This window comes from Anaeromyxobacter sp. SG66 (assembly GCF_022690805.1).
Taxonomy (GTDB): domain Bacteria; phylum Myxococcota; class Myxococcia; order Myxococcales; family Anaeromyxobacteraceae; genus Anaeromyxobacter; species Anaeromyxobacter soli.
Genome location: NZ_JALCZC010000031.1, coordinates 18,806 through 34,834, shown reverse-complemented (window position 1 = coordinate 34,834; position 16,029 = coordinate 18,806). Strand labels below are relative to the sequence as shown.

Sequence of the window (16,029 nt, the reverse complement as noted above, 5' to 3'; positions counted from 1 at the left end):
GGCGGCCCCCCCCCCCCCCCCCCCCCCACCCCCGCCCCCCCCCCCCCCCCCCCCCCCCCCCCGCCGCCCCGCTCCCGGACGGCGGCGTCGAGCCGGGCACCCGCCTCCACGCCGACTTCGTGGGCCGCATCCAGGGCTACATGGAGAAGGCCATCCGCGAGGCCAAGGTGCACACGAGCTGGACGAGCCCGAACGAGGACTACGAGTCCGGCGTCCGGACCTTCGTCGAGCGGTGCCTCTCCGCGACCCCCTTCCTCGCCGACCTCACCGCCTTCGCGGGGCGTACGGCGGCGGCGGGGCGGCTGTCCTCGCTCGCGCAGGTGGCGGTGAAGTGCGCCGCGCCGGGCGTGCCGGACGTGTACCAGGGCTGCGAGCTCTGGGACCTCTCGCTCGTCGATCCCGACAACCGGCGCCCCGTGGATTACGGGCTGCGCGCGCGCACGCTCGAGGCGCTCTACGCGGAGGTCGCGCGCGGCCCCCACGCGCGGCGCGCGCTCGCGCGGCAGGTGTCCGCGCCGGAGGCGCTCGCCGACGGCCGCGCCAAGCTCCTCCTCCTCCACGCGGCGCTGCACGCACGCCGGGAGCACCGCGAGCTCTTCCTCGCCGGCGACTACCGGCCGGCGCTCGCCGAGGGGCCGCACGCGCGGAGCGTGTTCGCGTTCGCGCGGGCGCACGCCGGGAACGGCGGCCGCGCCGCGCTCTGCGTGGTGCCGCGCCTCGTGCTCGGCCTCATCGAGGCGGGCGGCGGGCGGATCCGCTGGGAGGGGGCGATCCCCGTGCCGCACGGCCTGCCGCGCCGCTGGCGCGACGTCGTGACCGGCGCGGTGCGCGAGGGCGACGCGCTCCCCCTCGAGGCGCTCTTCTCCGACTTCCCGGTCGCGCTGCTCGTCTCGGAGTGAGCCGTGGCCGGCCGCGTCTACCTCGTCCGTCACGCGGACGCCGCCCCGCGGACGACCACCGACGCGGCCCGGCCCCTCACGCCCGCGGGCCGGACGCGCTTCGAGGCGCACGCGCGCGCGCTCGCGCCGTCGCTCGGGCTCGCGGCCGTGCTCACCTCGCCCCTCGAGCGCGCCCGCGAGACCGCCGCGCTGCTCGCCGCCGCGACCGCCGCGCCGGTCGACGAGGAGCCTGCGCTCGCCTCCGGCGCCTCGACCGGGCGCGCCCTCCTCGCCCTCGCCCGGCGGGTGTCCCCGGGGACCGCGCTCGTCGGCCACAACCCGGAGATCGCCGAGGCGGTCGCGCTCGCCGCAGGCCGCGAGCTGGCCGTGCCGCCCGGCGCGGTGGCGGCGCTGGAGCTCGCGCCCGACGGCGCGATCGCGCTCGCCTGGCTCCGGGCTCCGAGCGCCTGAGGGCGCCGCGGGGGCACCGCGCGATCGGCCAGGCAGCCGCCCGGCGGCGGTCCCCCTTGATCTCCCTCCCCCGCTGCGCGATGTTGCGCCCGCGAATTTACGGAGGAACCCCGTGCCGAGCGCGAGCAGAGATCTCGTCGAGAAGGCGGTCAACACGATCCGCATGCTGGCGGCGGACGCCGTGCAGCAGGCGAACAGCGGCCACCCCGGCATGCCCATGGGCGCGGCCGACATGGCCTTCGTCCTGTGGACGCGCCACCTGCGCTTCGACCCGAAGGAGCCCCGCTGGCTCGGCCGCGACCGGTTCGTGCTCTCCGCCGGGCACGGGTCGATGCTGCTCTACTCGCTCCTCCACCTCGCCGGCTTCGACTGCACCATCGAGGATCTCAAGAAGTTCCGGCAGATCCACTCCCGCACCCCCGGCCACCCGGAGTTCGGCTACCTGCCGGGCGTCGAGATCACGAGCGGCCCGCTCGGCCAGGGCTTCGCGAACGGCGTCGGCTTCGCGCTCGGCCAGGCGATGCTCTCGGCGAAGCTCGGCCCGGGGAATCCGCTCGAGGACCACTTCGTCTACGCGATCGTCTCCGACGGCGACCTCATGGAGGGCGTCGCCGCCGAGGCGGCGAGCTTCGCCGGCCACAACGCGCTCGGCCGCCTCGTCTACCTCTACGACGACAACGAGATCACCATCGACGGCCACACCTCCATCGCCTTCACCGGCGAGGACGTGACGAAGCGCTTCGAGGGCTACGGCTGGCACGTCCAGGAGGTCGAGGGCCGCGATCACGAGGCGATCGACCGCGCCATCGTGGCGGCCAAGGCGGAGACGGGGAAGCCGTCGCTCATCCGCGTCCGCACCACCATCGGCTTCGGCTCGCCGGCCAAGGCAGGCAAGTCGTCCGCGCACGGCGCGCCGCTCGGCGAGGCCGAGCTCGCCGCCACCAAGAAGAACCTCGGCTGGCCGGAGGAGCCGCGCTTCCTCGTGCCGGACGAGGTCCGCGCCTTCTGGCGCGAGGTGCAGGCCGAGAAGGCGCGCGAGGTCGAGGCCTGGCGCGCGAAGGAGCGCGGCTGGCGGCAGGCCCACGGCGAGAAGGCGGCGCTCCTCGACGTGCACGTCGAGCGCTGGGTGCCGGAGCGGATCCTCGAGCGCGTCCTCGACGGCGCCGCCGGCGCGGAGGCGACCCGCAAGCTCTCCGCCGCGACGATCCAGAAGATCGCGGCGCTCGTGCCGTGCCTCGTCGGCGGCTCCGCCGATCTCGCGGAGTCGAACCTCACCGACATCAAGGGCGGCGGCTCGTTCTCGCCCGCGAACCCGGCCGGCCGGAACGTCCACTACGGCATCCGCGAGCACGCCATGGGCGCCATCGCGAACGGCCTCGCCTACGACGGGCTCCACGTTCCGTTCACCGGCACGTTCCTGCAGTTCGCCGACTACATGCGCCCGCCGGTGCGCCTCGCCGCGCTCTCCGGCCTCCAGAACATCTTCGTCTGGACGCACGACTCGATCTTCCTCGGCGAGGACGGCCCGACCCATCAGCCCATCGAGCACCTCACCGCGCTGCGCGCGATCCCGAACCTCCACGTCTGCCGGCCCTGCGACGGCGACGAGGTGGCGGTCGCGTGGGCGCACGCGCTCACCCGGCGCGACGGCCCGACCGCGCTCATCCTCTCGCGCCAGAAGATCGCGCCCGTGAAGCGCGACGCCGAGTTCGACGCAGAGGCGGCGCTCCGCGGCGCCTACGTCGTCGCGGGTCCGGAGGGCGCGCGCTTCGCGATCCTCGCGACCGGCGCGGAGGTGGCGCTCGCGCAGGCCGCCCTCGAGCTCCTCGCGCAGAAGGGGCTCCGCGGGCGGCTCGTCTCGGTGCCGTGCCTCGCGTGCTTCGAGGCGCAGCCGAAGGGCTGGCGGGACGAGGTGCTCCCGCCCGCGCTTCCGGCCGTGGCGCTCGAGGCGGCGCGCGGGATCGAGTGGTGGAAGCTCGTGGGCAAGGACGGGCTCGTCCTCGGGATCGACCGCTTCGGGGCGAGCGCCCCGGAGAAGGCGCTCGCCGAGGAGTTCGGCTTCACGCCCGCGAAGGTCGCGGCGCGCGTCGAGTCCTGGCTCGCGGCGCGGTGACCCTCGGCGCGCGCCGCTCCCTCGCGGCGCTGCGCCACGGCACCTTCAAAACGCATCGCGCGCCCGCCCCGCACCCCTCCACGGGGCGCGCGGCAAGCGCGCGGCGTCGATACGCGATCGAGTGACTGCGCCCGGCCGCTTCGGCGGTGGGGCGACGACCTGCGTGCTGCTAGCGAGCTACGACGGCGGAGGAGGCCGTCGCGGCAGGCTGCGGCTGCGCCGGGACGACGGGGCGCGGCTCGATCCGCTCACCCTTCGCGAGCATCTTGAGCGAGAGGGCGAGGAGGCTCGCGAGGAGCTCGCCGGAGCCGGGGACGTCGAGCTTGCGGTAGATGCGCTTGCGGCGCGCGCGGATGGTCTCCGGCGAGACGCCGGCCGCAGCCGCGGAGTCCTTGCAGGCGAAGCCCTGGGCGATCCGGAGGACCTCGGCGCGCTCCGCAGGCGTGAGCGTCGTGCCCTCCATGAACTTGGCGGCGAACGGCGTGAGGATCTCGATATCGATCTGAGCCATCGTTTCTTCCCCGGAAGGGCCCTGAATGTAGGGCCGTTTCGCCGACCAAATCGAGACTCAGCCGAGCAACTGCTGCCCCACCGCACCCCTGCTCGGTCGCCCGTCGTCGGCGATGGGGACGATAATAACGCCCCACACGGTTGCCACCCCCCGGGCACAACTATTTTCTAACCCCCCGTTTCGACGGCCCAATTATGGCTCGTGGTCCCGGCAGGGGCTGAGGCGGATGCCCGTCTGCTCCCCCAGCTGTATCCCCGCTTCACGGGACCCGGTTTCTCGGTAGCGGAGCCCCGCTGCCGTCGCGGACGGTGCCGCCGTTCGCCGGCTCCCGCCCCGGCGGCCGGATCACCGCGAGCCCGTCCGCGCCCGCCTGGGTCGCCGCGACGAGGTCCGCCTGCTCCTCCTCGCGCTCGCGGATCCGCTCGGCCACGCGCGCCCGCACGAGCTCGGAGCCCGAGCCGTCGCCGCCGTCCTCGGCCCGCCGGTAGCGAAGCACGAGGGCGAGCTGCTCCCAGAGGGCGTCGCGCAGCTCGCTCTCGCCCGAGCCCGCCCCCGCCCCGCCGAGGACGGCGAGCTCGACGCGCGTCGACAGCGGGTAGCTCGCGTCGAGCAGGGAGAACCGCACGCCGCCGCCCGTCGCCTCGACGCGCACCGCGCGCCCGCCGAAGGGCATCACGATGGGCCCTCTCGCGAGCGCCGCGCGCGCGGCGGCCGGATCGGCGCCGGGCTCGCGCCCGGCGAGCTCTCGCGGCGAGGGGCGCAGCTCCGTGAGGAGTCCGCGGAGCTGGTCGATGCCGATGACGACGTTCAGCCCCTGCGCCCCGCGGTAGCCCGCGTGGTAGATGCCGACGAGCTCGGGCTCGCCGGTGGCGCAGGAGACCGCGAGCACCGGGCTCCCCGAGCTGCCGAGGTTGAGGAGCGCGTCCACCGCGAAGTCCTCGTGGTCCCAACCCCGGTCGAGGTCGCGCTGGCCGACCGCGATGACGCGCCCCGCGTTGGCCGCGGGGAACGCGCCGAGCGGGAAGCCGCGCACGAGGACGGCGTCGCCCACGCGGAGCTCCTCCGCGCTGCCGGTGCGGTACGGCATCGTCCGGAGCTTCGCCGGGGCCGAGAGCACCGCCACGTCGAGCGCCGGGTCGGACACCACCGGGGTGAGCGCGAGCTGGGCCGGCGCGTCCTGCTCCGCCTCGTTCGCGACGATCCGGATCTCCTCGCGCACGCGCCGCGAGCCGGGCGGCACGCCCTCGAGCTCGACCCCGTCGCCGGTCACCTCGGGGAAGTCCACCACGTGGTGGTTCGTGGCGAGGAGCGCCTCCTCCCCGCGCAGCCGGTAGGCGAAGCCGGTGCCGTGGCGGACCTTCGTGTAGTACTGCCGGCGGAGCTTTCCCCCGCGGCCGTACGAGAGCTGCTCGTACACCGCGGTCGCGCGCAGGCAGTACACGTAGTCCGCCGCGGGCCGCGCCTCGCGAGCGCGCGCGCCGGGCTTCATCGCCGAGAGGGTGTCCGCGTACCGCCCGGCGCACTCCACCCGCGGCGCGCCGCGCTCGGCGGCCGGTGCGGGGGCCGCGGCGGCGACGCCGAGGGCCAGGGGCAGGAGCGCACGGGCGGCGCGGACGTGCATCGAGAGGAAGCTAGGTGCCCGCCGAGCGGACGGCGCCTGCGACGAAGGGTCCTCCCGGCCGGTCCCCCGGCGCACTGCCAGGCGCCGCTCCGGCGCGGCTCCCGGCGGAGGTGCCTTTGGCGCGCGCTGCGGGTCCCCGGCTCCGGGCTCTACGCCTCGATGGCGCGAGAGGCGGCGGCTCGCCGCCTCCCCATCACCTCGCGCCGGGCGTCCCCTTCGTGAACCCCTCCGGCCAGCGCGCGAGCCGCGCCGTCTGCCGCGCCGTCTCTGCGGCGAGCGCGTCCCAGTCGAACGAGAGCGTCACGAGGTTCCCTGCCGGCTCGACTCCGACCGGGACCGGCACCTCGGGGCGCAGCGGCAGGAGCCCGGGGATGCGGGCGACCAGGATCCGCTCCGCCTCGGGGCCGGCGAGCCAGCCCGCGAGGGCGCGCGCGCCGTGGGAGGCGCCGCGGAGGAGCGCGACCGCCGTGGGGAGCGCGACGGCGCCGGCGCCGACCTGATCCGGGTAGACGACCTCGAGCGGCGCCGCGCTGGCGGCGGCAGCCGCGCCCTCGAGCGAGCCGGCGAGCCCGAACGCCGCCCCGCCCGAGGCGACGCGCGCGCGGACCTCGCCGTCCGAGGCGGCGAGCTGCGGCGCGTTCTCGGCGACGAGCGCGAGGAACCGGCCCGCGCTCTTCTCGCCGTACGCGAGGGTGAGCGCGGCGACCGTCACCGGACCGGCGCCCTGTCCGAGCGGGACGAGCGCGAGCTTGCCGCGGGCGCGGCGGTCGGCGAGGTCGCGCAGGTTCGAGGGCGCGAACGGGAGCCGGGCGCGGGGCGACACGAGCAGCACGCGCGCGCGGGCGCCGAGCGGCGCGAAGCGGCGCCGCGCGTCCCGCCAGCGCGCCGGGACGTCCTCGGCGGCCGGGGCGCTGCCGGGGTCGAGCCGCTCGCGGAGCGCGAGCGCCTGGGCCGGATCGCCGGCCCAGACGAGCTCCGCCTCGTCGGCGCGGGCGACGCGGACGACGCGCGCGATCCCGCGGTGGGCGGCGACCTCGACGAGGACGTCCGCGGGCAGCTCCGCCGCGACGAAGACCTTCACCTCGGGGAGCGTCCGCGCCGGGCGCGAGCAGGCGAGCGCGAGCGCGAGCGGGAGCACGGCGAGGACGCGGCGGCGCGCGATGGCGGTCATGGCGGCCTCGGGCGAGGCGCCTCGCGGAAGTGCGGGCGCGGCGCGCGCCCGGCAATGTAACATCCTCGCGTGGCCCCCCAAGGACGCATCGCCCTCGCGCAGGTGAACACCACGGTCGGGGACTTCGCCGGCAACGCCGCGAAGATCCGCGCCGTCACGGAGCGCGCGCGCGCCGACGGCGCGGCGCTCGTGGTCTTCCCCGAGCTCGCCCTCTGCGGCTACCCGCCGCGCGACTTCCTCGATCTCCCCGAGTTCCTCGAGCGCGCGGCGCGCACGCTCGCCGAGCTCGCCGCGCCGGCCGAGTGGTCCCGCGGCATCGCGGTCGTCGTCGGCTTCCCGGAGGGCGTCCCCGGCGCGCCGCCGCCGGGCGTCTACAACTCCGCGGCGCTCATCTCGGAGGGCCGCGTCGTCGCGGTCGGGCGCAAGTCGCTCCTGCCCACCTACGACGTGTTCGACGAGACGCGCTACTTCCTGCCGTCCGAGGCGTCCACGGCGGCCGACGCGGGGGGCGTGGGGCTCCGCCTCGGCCTGTCCGTCTGCGAGGACGTCTGGAACGACAAGCGCTTCTGGGTGCACCCGCGCTACGCGCGCGACCCCATCGCGGAGCTCGTGAAGGCGGGCGGCGCGGGGCTCGTCGTGAACATCTCCGCCTCGCCCTACGCCATGGGCAAGCCCGCCCTGCGCGAGCGGATGCTCGCGGCGAGCGCGGCCGGCCACCACGCACCCATCGCCTACGTGAACCAGGTGGGCGGCAACGACGCGCTCATCTTCGACGGAGGGTCGATGCTCGTGGGCCGGGACGGCGCGATCCTCGCGCGCGCCCCGCTCTTCGAGGAGGTGCTCCTCGTCGCCGACCTCGCGACGGGCGCCTCTGCGACCATCCGGCTCGACGGCGAGAAGGTCGCCGTCGCCGCGGGCGCCGCCGATCCCGAGGCGGACGAGGTCCACTGCGCGCTCGTGCTCGGCGTCCGCGACTACGTGCGCAAGTGCGGCTTCAGGAGCGCGGTCGTCGGGCTCTCCGGCGGGATCGACTCCGCGCTCACCGCCTGCCTCGCCGCCGACGCGCTCGGGCCGGAGAACGTCCTCGGCGTGGCGATGCCGTCCCGCTACAGCTCGAGCCACTCGCGGGAGGACGCCGCCGCGCTCGCGGAGAACCTGGGTCTCCCTTTCAAGGAGATCTCGATCGAGCCGATGCACGCCGCGTTCATGGCGCAGCTCGAGCGCGCCGAGGGGAAGCCCCTCGGCGACCTCGCCGAGCAGAACGTCCAGGCCCGCATCCGCGGGCAGATCCTGATGGCGATCTCGAACGACACGGGCGGGCTCGTGCTCTCGACCGGCAACAAGAGCGAGCTCGCGGTCGGCTACTGCACGCTCTACGGCGACATGGCCGGCGGCCTCGCCGTCATCGGCGACGTGCCGAAGACGCTCGTCTACCGCGTGTCACGCGCCGCGAACGCGCGCGCGGGCCGCACGCTCATCCCCGAGCGCACCTTCACGAAGCCGCCCTCCGCGGAGCTGAAGCCCGGCCAGGTGGACCAGGACTCGCTGCCGCCCTACGAGATCCTCGACGACATCCTCGAGGCCTACGTCGAGGAGCGGCTCCCGCTCGACGCCATCGTCGCGCGCGGCCACGCGGAGCCGGTCGTGCGGCGCGTGCTGCGCATGGTCGTCGCGAGCGAGTACAAGCGCCGCCAGGCGGCGCCGGTGCTCAAGGTGAGCGAGAAGGCGTTCGGCGAGGGGCGGCGGTTCCCGATCGCGCACGGGTACCGGTACTGAGGAGAGGCGCCGCGGCCGCACCCCGGACGGTCGCCGACTCTTCTCCGGCGGTGCGGCTCGCCTTCACGCGCCGCCGCCATTAAGCCCACCCCATGATCGTCGTCGCCGTCCGGGATCTGCTCTTCCGCTCCAAGATCACCTCCGCCGCCGAGCGGCTCGCGGTGCCCATCGTGCTCGTGCCGCGCGACCGGCCGCTCGCGGACGTCGTCCGCGAAGCGCCGGGCGCGAGCGTGCTCGCGGATCTCAACCAGCCCGGCATCGTGAGTGAGCTCGCGGCGCTGAAGCGCGACACCGGCGCGCGCGTGGTCGGGTTTCTCGGCCACCTGCAGGCGGACCTCATCGAGGCAGCCGAGGAGGCCGGGGTCGACGAGGTGCTCACCCGCGGCCAGCTCACCGGCCGGCTCGACGAGGTGCTGCGGCGTGGGTGACGAACGTCCGGCCGCGCGAGGCCGCCGTGCACCTATGGCGAACGCGTGCGACCTTGCGCAGCACCTCTGCGTGACGAGCCGGCCAGCGAGCCTCCGTTAAGCTCCGCCCGGGCGCTGCGGCGCCCGACTCCTCGGAGGGAACACACCTTGAACGACCTGCTCCGGTTCCTCCACATCCTCTCCGCCTCGGCCTGGCTCGGCGCGACGCTCTGGGTCGCCGGCGACGTGCGGCGCACGCTGGCGCTCGGGCGGCCCTACCCGGCGGGCCTCGCGGCGCGCGTCGCACCCGCGATCACGCTGGACGTCGTCATGGGCGTCGCGACCGTGCTCACCGGGCTCCTCGTGCTCGCCTTCCAGGGCGTCCACCCGCGCACCGGCATCATGATCGGCTTCACGCTCACGCTGATCCGGATCGTCGTGGTGCTCGTCGGGCTCAGGCCGGCGTGGCGCGCGATCGCCGCCCGGCTCGGGGGCGGCCAGGACGTCCCGCCCGCGGATCCTGCCGTGAAGCGGATGGCGATGTGGTCCGGGATGGCCCACACGCTCTGGCTCATCGCGCTCGCGACGATGGTGTTCCCCATCTGATCGGTGACGCGACCGCTCGCCCTGCGACAGGCTCGGGGGAGCGGCCTTCACCTGGGGAACCGTCGACGCCGGTCTGCTCCCGGTGCGCCCGTCGAGCCACGGGAGGTCACGGACCGTCGCGCCCGCGGCGCGGACAGGACCTCAGAACAACCCGAGCGCCGCCGCGAGGAACAGCCAGAGCGGCGTGCCGCCGAGCAGGAGCAGCACCCACGCGGCCTGGAGCGCGCGGCGCCGGCGGTGGTTGGTGCCGGGGCGGGACGCGAGCGCGCGCAGCGCGCCTGCGCCGAAGCCGAGCAGGAACAGGGGACCGAAGACGACGAGGAGCGACGGGAGCGAGCGGGGGAGGCTCACACCTGCATCACTTCCTTCTCCTTCGCGGCGGTGATCTCGTCGACCTTCTTCACGCCCTCGTCGGTCTCCTTCTGCATCTTCTCGAGGGCCTTCTTCGCGTCGTCCGCCGAGATGTCGCCGTCCTTCTCCGCGACCTCGATGAGCTCCTTCGCGTCGCGGCGCTGGTTGCGGATGGCGACCTTGTGGTCCTCGCCCTTGTGCTTCACCTGCTTCACGATCTCCTTGCGGCGCTCCTCGGTGAGCGGCGGGATCGGGACGCGGACGAGGTCCTTGTCGGACTGGGGGTTCACGCCGAGGTTGGCGTCACGGATCGCCTTCTCGATCGGCGGGATCATGTTCTTCTCCCACGGCTTCACCATGATGAGCCGCGCCTCGGGGACGGAGAGCGTGGCCACCTGGTTGAGCGGCGTGGGCGTGCCGTAGTAGTCGACCTTGACGCCGTCGAGGAGGTGCAGGCTCGCGCGCCCGGTCCGCACCGCGGAGAGCTCGCGCCGCAGGTCGTCCAGCGTCTTCGCGATGCCGCCGTGCAGGTCGTTCAGGATGTCGTCCGCGACGCTCATGGCCCCTCTCCTCGCGTCCTACTTCTCGTCGAGCCGTCCGACGGTGGTCCCGATCGCCTCGCCGAGCACGACCTTGCGCACGTTCCCGCGCAGCGTCGAGTCGAACACGATGATCGGCAGGTCGTTGTCCATGCAGAGGCTGATCGCCGTCGAGTCCATCACCTTCAGGTTCTTCTTCAGGACGTCGATGTAGCTGAGCTGCTTGAACTTGGTGGCGGTCGGGTTCTTCTTCGGGTCGTCGGTGTAGACGCCGTCGACCTTGGTCGCCTTGAGCAGCACGTCCGCGTGGATCTCCATGGCGCGGAGCGAGGCGGCGGTGTCCGTCGTGAAGTAGGGGTTGCCGGTGCCGGCCGCGAAGATGACGACGCGGCCCTTCTCGAGGTGGCGGATCGCGCGGCGGCGGATGTAGGGCTCGGCGACCTGGTGCATCTCGATCGCCGACTGCACGCGGGTGTTCACGCCGATCTTCTCGAGCGCGTCCTGGAGGGCCATCGCGTTGATGACCGTCGCGAGCATGCCCATGTAGTCGGCGGAGGAGCGGTCCATGCCCTCCGTCGCGCCGGACACGCCGCGGAAGATGTTGCCGCCGCCGATGGTGAGCGCGACCTCGACGCCGAGCTCGACGCAGTCCTTCACGTCCTGTGCGATGGCGGAGAGGGTCTTCGGCGAGATGCCGTACTTGCCGTCGCCCATGAGCGCCTCGCCCGAAAGCTTGAGGAGGATGCGCTTGTAGCTGGGCTTGGGCGTCGCGGCTCGGTCGCTCGGCATGGTCGGCGCGTTCTACAGAAGGCCGCCGAGTCGGTCAAGGCGGCGCGGTTCGTGCGGAATTCTACCCGACGCGCGGGCGGCGCGCCGGGATCATGATCCGGCCGGGGCCGGGGCCCCCGCGCCGCGACGCCGACGGCGCTTCCCGCCGCGGTGCCGACGGCGGCGGCGCGAGCCCTCGGCGGCCTCGGGAGTGCCCTCGGCGCCCGTACGGGGGCTCTCGCCCCCGGCCGTAACCTCGACCGACGGGGTCTCCGTCGCGCCACCCGGTCCGGCCTCGGCGACAACCTCCCGTGTGCTCCCCTCGACGTGAGCGGGAGCGGCCGCAGGACCGCGGCGGCGCTCCGGCCCGCGCTCCGGCCGCGGGCGGCGCTCCTCGTGCTCCTCGCGAGGCGGCGGGCCGCCCGCGGAGGCGCGCCAGCGCTCGAGCAGCTCCTGCCCCTCGCCGGTCGCGGCGACGGAGATCTCGAGGAGCTGCACGGCGTCCTGGAAGTAGCTCTGGCCCGCGAGCCCGCGCCCGCGGCGGCGCCGCTTCTTCGACGGCTCGCGGAACGTCCGCAGGGCGTGGAGCGCGAGGCGGGTGCGCTCGGCGATCTTGCGCGGCAGGCGGGAGGTCTGGACGAGCGATGCGAGCAGCGCGTCCGCCGTGTCGTGGCCGCGCTCCGGGCCGGCGTGGTCGCCCGTCGCGTCCGAGTCGGGCGCCGCGATCGCGGGGCCGCCGAGGTGCATCACGATCGCGCCGAGCAGGACCGCGTCGGAGACCTCCTCGCCCGAGCGGACGAGCCGGTCGAGCGCGGAGAGGTGCGCGAAGAAGGCGCGTCGCCCGCGCTCTTCCCAGCCCTCGAGGGCCGCGGCGAGCGACGGCAGGATGACCGGCAAGGCGCCGCTCGCGCGGAGCAGCTCGAACGCGCGCGCCGACCCGCCGCAGCGGAGGATCTTGAAGATCTCCTCGAGCACGCGGGCGGGCGCGCAGCGCGCGAGCTCGCCCGCGTGGCGGCGCATGGCCTCGAAGGTGTCGGGCGAGATGGTGAAGCCGAGGCGCGCCGCGAAGCGGACGGCGCGGAGCAGCCGCACCGGGTCCTCGCGCATGCGGATCTCGGGGTCGCCGATGGTCGCGATCCGGTGCGCCTCGAGGTCCTCGCGCCCGCCGACGTAGTCGATCACCTCGCCGGTCGAGACGTCGTAGAAGAGGCCGTTCACCGTGAAGTCGCGGCGGACGGAGTCCTCCTCGGCGGTGCCGAAGACGTTGTCGCGGGTGATGAGCAGGTCGCTGTCGTCGGGGACGTCCTCGCCCACGTCCACCGGGTTCTTCCGGAAGGTCGCGACCTCGATCACCTTCCCGCCGCGGAAGTAGACGTGCGCGAGCCGGAAGCGCCGGCCGATGAGGCGGCAGTTGCGGAAGATGGCGCGGACCTCGCCCGGGTGGGCGTCGGTCGCGACGTCGAAGTCCTTGGGCTTGGCGCCGAGGAGCAGATCCCGCACGCAGCCACCGACGAAGTACGCGCGGTGGCGCATGTGCCTGAGCCGCGCGATGACCTTCACCGCGTCGGAGTCGAGCCGATCGAGCGGGATCTCGGGCGGGTGCTCCGGCGGCGGCTCCTCGGGAGGATCGAGCGCGAGGCCGGGTGGCGGGCGGTGCGGGCGGCTCTCTTCGACTTCTTCTTCGGGCGTTGCGGGAAACGGATCGGTCGGAGATCGGTCGTGCATGCAGTCGCCGGATCGGGGGGCGGTCCCGCGCCGAGGTGAACTCCCCGGCTCGCGGGAACGCGCCTGCACCGTCGGGCTCGTCCTTGGGGGCGTTGTAGCGAGCGGCGCGGCTTTGGTCAAACCCGTCGTGCGATCGCGGGGGTGCGCGGCTCACGCGCGTCCAGGGCCGCGGTCGCGTCCGGGTCCCCCTGCTCCGGAACCATTTCGGCGACGCCGCACGGTGTTTCTTCGCCAGGAGGCAGGTCCTCGTCGCTCACGGGCGGCGCGAACAGCTCGCCCTGCAGCGGCTCGAGGCCGAGCGCCTCACGCACGGGCTGGAAGGAGCGCCGGTGGACCGGGCAGGCGCCGAGCCGCCTGAGTGCCTCGAAGTGCTCGGCGGTCGGGTAGCCCTTGTGGCGGCAGAACCCGTAGCCCGGGTGGACGGCGTCGAGCTCGGTCATGAGCGCGTCGCGCGCGGTCTTCGCGAGGATGCTCGCCGCGGCGATGGTGAGCGAGAGCGCGTCGCCGTGGATGATGGGCGTCTGCGGGAGCGGGAGCTCGGGGAGCTTGCGGGCGTCGATGAGCACGTGCCCGGGGAGGGTCGCGAGCCCCTGCACGGCGCGCGTGAGGGCGAGCAAGCCGGCGCGGTAGATGTTGAGCCGGTCGATCTCCTCGACCTCGGCGCGCGCCACGGCCCAGCAGATGGCGTTCGCGCGGATGTCCTCCGCGAGCCGCTCGCGCTCCCGCCGGTCGAGCTGCTTCGAGTCGTCGATGCCGCGCGGCCGGTAGTCGCGCGGGAGGATGCACGCGCCCGCCACCACCGGCCCCGCGAGCGGCGCCATGCCGGCCTCGTCCACGCCCGCGACCAGCGTGACGCCCCTGTCCCAGAGTTCCCCCTCGTAGCGCAGCAGATGCCGAAGGCGCTGTCCTTCCGCGCGGTTGGCGTGCCGACGCTTCAGGATCTGGCGGAGCACCTCGCGCGCGCCCGCCCGCGGGTCCACCGTGAGGGCCGCCTCGCACTCGGGCGAGAGGGCGCGGTTCCGGTCGAGGAACCGCTCGCGCAGCTCGGCCACGGACATCCGCGCGAGGTCTTCGGGGCGCATCGGGGCGAGTCTAGCGCCACCTCGTCGCGGCGCGAAGGGCGAACCACGCCGCGGTCCGCAGCGACGGGCCGAAGGCGTTCACCTCGACGAGCTCGACCGATCAGCGACATTACCTGCTCAGGGTAACCACCCCGCGAGACCAAAGATGGACATGCCGATCATCAAGCAGCCCCCGGCTGCAACTAACAAGCACAATCCCCTGCCGATCTCTTTCGCCTAAACGAATCCCGAGCACCCAATTTTGGGAGTCGACAACGTGGTCGGCGAAGCGCCTGCGAAACAGTATCAACAATATGCCAATGACCAGGCCGGGCACCGATTGCAGCCACTCCGTCATGGCGCGTTACCTAGCTCACCGGAAGACCGGATCGGAAATGCGTAGAACAGCGCCACACGACGACGTCACGGCGTACCCGTGACTGGAACGTACTTCACGTCCACGCGGCGGACCTTCGCCTCGTTCCGGAACAGGCGCAGGCGCGAATCGTAGTTGACCCTCAAGGTGTCGTCGGAGTCCCAGCGCACTCCGACCGTCAAACGTGCGCCCGTATCCCCGGCGTCCGCGATGAACGCGTTCCCCGGCTTGTCCCCCAGACGCTCGCCCACACTCAGGACGGATACCTGCACGGAATCGCTAACAGTCGCGCAACTTCTCCGAAACACGACCGCACGACGTTGACCCGATGGTGCGACCATCTCTGAAATCACCTTCACATCGCACGGCCCGAAGCACCCACACCACAACGGAACAGCAGCGGCCACTGCAGTCCATTTCATACGCGCGAGCGCCCAGGCCAGCTTCTTCCCGGATCGACCTATCATCATCGGATCACCTCTCGCTCGGCTCGATCCCTCTCCACCTGCTCCTTCTCGATCGCTACCAACGCAGCCGCGGCCTCCGTCTTTCCAAGCCGCTCGAGGTTTTCGGAGGCTCGCTCGACGGCAGCGGGAACCCTTATGTAACGCTCGGCGGCATTCCTCTGCGAGTCGATCTTCTGGCGCTCGGTGGAGATTCTCAGCCAGATGGCCACGATCGCTTCATAGCTTCGAACCCAGAATACGATCCCGGGCTGACGACCGCCGGAACGTGCTGCTGCGCACCCACATCTGGATGGTGAGGATCCGAGACGGCAAGCAGCGGGAACGGCGCGGTCATCCCCCGCTCTTGAGCTCGATGCAGATGGTCTGCACTACCGTGCCGCCGACGTTCTCGACCGCGTGTGAGCCCACGGGAGCAGGGATCACCTGCCCGTCGGTGAGCGCCACGTCGACGACCGAGCCGTCGAGGCTGGTAAGGCGCAGCGTACCCGGCTTGAGGATGTAGTTGATGTTCTCCGGGTTCCTATGCATGGCCACCCGGTCGCCGGGTTTGACCGTTACCTTGAGCACACGGATCCGGTCGTTTTCGAAGATGACCTCGTGGATCTCCGGGGAGATCTTGACGATGTCGTCGATCGGGTCTGGCACGTCGTTCACGTGGAGTGGCTACGGCTTCGCGCGGCGACCCGGTAGTGCAGCCGAATCGTGTCGTCATTCAGCTTTGCGCTGTCGATCAGGTGGAGCTCGTGGTCGTGTGCGACCCCTCTCAGCAGCGGTAGGGCCTCGCCACCAAAGAGCACCGGCTCCACCACCAGGATGATGTCGTTCACCAGCCCAGCATCGACGAACTGGCTCATGGTGAACGTGCCCCCGACGATCACCGCCTCCGAGAACCCCTTCCCCTCGAGCATCGAGACGATCTCGTGGGGACGGGCGCTCGTGAACACGACGCTCGGGTTCGGGGTGGCCGCGCCCGCGTGGCTCGTGAGCACCACCACGAGGCCCCCCTCGCTCAGCGGAAGATGGTCCGGCGCGAGGATGTCGTACGTCTTCCTGCCCATGATGACGGCATTCTTCCGGCAGGTCTCGTAGAACCCCCGACCGTACTCTGGAGACAGCCAGTCGGGGACGTTGCGGGCATTTGAGATAAAGCCGTTCGCCGAGGTGGCGATGTAGATGGCGATGTTCATG

General features: G+C 73.1%; 18 protein-coding genes. 6 read left to right on the top strand and 12 right to left on the bottom strand.

Annotation, left to right across the window (positions count from 1 at the left end; all coding sequences use genetic code 11):
* The first annotated feature begins 119 nt into the window (after positions 1-119).
* The 3 genes from MNZ39_RS11135 (at position 120) to tkt (ending at position 3,462) form a co-directional block, all read left to right on the top strand.
* Entirely contained in the window at positions 120-899 is a 780-nt protein-coding gene (locus tag MNZ39_RS11135; RefSeq protein WP_242338386.1) for a hypothetical protein, read from the top strand.
* Between the two features lie 3 nt (positions 900-902).
* Entirely contained in the window at positions 903-1,349 is a 447-nt protein-coding gene (locus MNZ39_RS11130; RefSeq protein ID WP_242338384.1) for a histidine phosphatase family protein, read from the top strand.
* A 112-nt stretch (positions 1,350-1,461) separates the two neighbouring features.
* On the top strand, positions 1,462-3,462 hold the full coding sequence (gene tkt, locus MNZ39_RS11125; protein WP_242338382.1) for a transketolase: 2,001 nt from the start codon (positions 1,462-1,464) through the stop codon (positions 3,460-3,462).
* A gap of 169 nt (positions 3,463-3,631) precedes the next feature.
* Here the strand turns inward: tkt and MNZ39_RS11120 are convergent, their stop codons facing one another.
* The 3 genes from MNZ39_RS11120 to MNZ39_RS11110 form a co-directional block, all read right to left on the bottom strand.
* Entirely contained in the window at positions 3,632-3,973 is a 342-nt protein-coding gene (locus tag MNZ39_RS11120; protein ID WP_242338380.1) for a LuxR C-terminal-related transcriptional regulator, read from the bottom strand.
* Between the two features lie 259 nt (positions 3,974-4,232).
* The gene (locus tag MNZ39_RS11115; protein ID WP_242338378.1) at positions 4,233-5,594 is read right to left on the bottom strand and encodes a serine protease; all 1,362 of its coding nucleotides are present in this window, start codon (positions 5,592-5,594) and stop codon (positions 4,233-4,235) included.
* A gap of 193 nt (positions 5,595-5,787) precedes the next feature.
* Positions 5,788-6,765: an ABC transporter substrate-binding protein gene (locus tag MNZ39_RS11110; protein ID WP_242338376.1), complete on the bottom strand. Its 978-nt coding sequence runs from the start codon at positions 6,763-6,765 to the stop codon at positions 5,788-5,790.
* Positions 6,766-6,834: 69 nt separating this feature from the next.
* Between MNZ39_RS11110 and MNZ39_RS11105 the strand changes: the two genes are divergently transcribed.
* The 3 genes from MNZ39_RS11105 to MNZ39_RS11095 all read left to right on the top strand — a co-directional run bounded on the left by MNZ39_RS11105 (position 6,835) and on the right by MNZ39_RS11095 (position 9,554).
* Positions 6,835-8,541: an NAD+ synthase gene (locus tag MNZ39_RS11105; RefSeq protein WP_242338374.1), complete on the top strand. Its 1,707-nt coding sequence runs from the start codon at positions 6,835-6,837 to the stop codon at positions 8,539-8,541.
* Between the two features lie 92 nt (positions 8,542-8,633).
* Positions 8,634-8,969, top strand: coding sequence for a hypothetical protein (locus MNZ39_RS11100; protein ID WP_242338372.1), 336 nt, complete (start codon positions 8,634-8,636; stop codon positions 8,967-8,969).
* A 147-nt stretch (positions 8,970-9,116) separates the two neighbouring features.
* Complete coding sequence (locus MNZ39_RS11095) at positions 9,117-9,554, top strand: hypothetical protein (protein WP_242338370.1); 438 nt, start codon at positions 9,117-9,119, stop codon at positions 9,552-9,554.
* A 141-nt stretch (positions 9,555-9,695) separates the two neighbouring features.
* Here MNZ39_RS11095 and MNZ39_RS11090 read toward each other — a convergent pair whose 3' ends face one another.
* From MNZ39_RS11090 to MNZ39_RS11050, 9 genes are all read right to left on the bottom strand, one after another.
* Positions 9,696-9,905, bottom strand: a complete 210-nt coding sequence (locus MNZ39_RS11090; protein ID WP_242338368.1) for a hypothetical protein — start codon at positions 9,903-9,905, stop codon at positions 9,696-9,698.
* The gene (gene frr / locus MNZ39_RS11085; protein WP_242338367.1) at positions 9,902-10,465 is read right to left on the bottom strand and encodes a ribosome recycling factor; all 564 of its coding nucleotides are present in this window, start codon (positions 10,463-10,465) and stop codon (positions 9,902-9,904) included. The genes MNZ39_RS11090 and frr overlap by 4 nt, the downstream gene beginning before the upstream one ends.
* An 18-nt stretch (positions 10,466-10,483) precedes the next feature.
* A complete protein-coding gene (pyrH, locus tag MNZ39_RS11080; RefSeq protein WP_242338365.1) occupies positions 10,484-11,233 on the bottom strand; it encodes a UMP kinase in 750 nt (249 codons plus the stop codon).
* Between the two features lie 90 nt (positions 11,234-11,323).
* The gene (locus tag MNZ39_RS11075; protein WP_242338364.1) at positions 11,324-12,937 is read right to left on the bottom strand and encodes a CCA tRNA nucleotidyltransferase; all 1,614 of its coding nucleotides are present in this window, start codon (positions 12,935-12,937) and stop codon (positions 11,324-11,326) included.
* A 116-nt stretch (positions 12,938-13,053) separates the two neighbouring features.
* Complete coding sequence (locus tag MNZ39_RS11070) at positions 13,054-14,019, bottom strand: ribonuclease HII (protein WP_242338361.1); 966 nt, start codon at positions 14,017-14,019, stop codon at positions 13,054-13,056.
* 402 nt (positions 14,020-14,421) lie between these two features.
* Positions 14,422-14,625, bottom strand: coding sequence for a hypothetical protein (locus tag MNZ39_RS11065; protein ID WP_242338359.1), 204 nt, complete (start codon positions 14,623-14,625; stop codon positions 14,422-14,424).
* A gap of 215 nt (positions 14,626-14,840) precedes the next feature.
* Positions 14,841-15,050 carry a hypothetical protein gene (locus tag MNZ39_RS11060; protein WP_242338357.1) on the bottom strand — a complete coding sequence of 70 codons (210 nt, stop codon included), beginning with the start codon at positions 15,048-15,050 and terminating at the stop codon, positions 14,841-14,843.
* A 121-nt stretch (positions 15,051-15,171) separates the two neighbouring features.
* Entirely contained in the window at positions 15,172-15,495 is a 324-nt protein-coding gene (locus MNZ39_RS11055) for a hypothetical protein (RefSeq protein WP_242338355.1), read from the bottom strand.
* Complete coding sequence (locus tag MNZ39_RS11050; RefSeq protein WP_242338353.1) at positions 15,492-16,028, bottom strand: dihydrofolate reductase family protein; 537 nt, start codon at positions 16,026-16,028, stop codon at positions 15,492-15,494. Before MNZ39_RS11050 ends, MNZ39_RS11055 begins: the two co-directional genes overlap by 4 nt.
* Between the last annotated feature and the right edge of the window lies 1 nt (position 16,029).

Coding starts and splice junctions, on each gene's coding strand:
- MNZ39_RS11120 (WP_242338380.1), bottom strand. CDS start 3,973: ATGGCTCAGATCGATATCGAGATCCTCACGCCGTTCGCCGCCAAGTTC.
- MNZ39_RS11115 (WP_242338378.1), bottom strand. CDS start 5,594: ATGCACGTCCGCGCCGCCCGTGCGCTCCTGCCCCTGGCCCTCGGCGTC.
- MNZ39_RS11110 (WP_242338376.1), bottom strand. CDS start 6,765: ATGACCGCCATCGCGCGCCGCCGCGTCCTCGCCGTGCTCCCGCTCGCG.
- MNZ39_RS11100 (WP_242338372.1), top strand. CDS start 8,634: ATGATCGTCGTCGCCGTCCGGGATCTGCTCTTCCGCTCCAAGATCACC.
- frr (WP_242338367.1), bottom strand. CDS start 10,465: ATGAGCGTCGCGGACGACATCCTGAACGACCTGCACGGCGGCATCGCG.
- pyrH (WP_242338365.1), bottom strand. CDS start 11,233: ATGCCGAGCGACCGAGCCGCGACGCCCAAGCCCAGCTACAAGCGCATC.
- MNZ39_RS11075 (WP_242338364.1), bottom strand. CDS start 12,937: ATGCACGACCGATCTCCGACCGATCCGTTTCCCGCAACGCCCGAAGAA.
- MNZ39_RS11070 (WP_242338361.1), bottom strand. CDS start 14,019: ATGCGCCCCGAAGACCTCGCGCGGATGTCCGTGGCCGAGCTGCGCGAG.
- MNZ39_RS11050 (WP_242338353.1), bottom strand. CDS start 16,028: ATGAACATCGCCATCTACATCGCCACCTCGGCGAACGGCTTTATCTCA.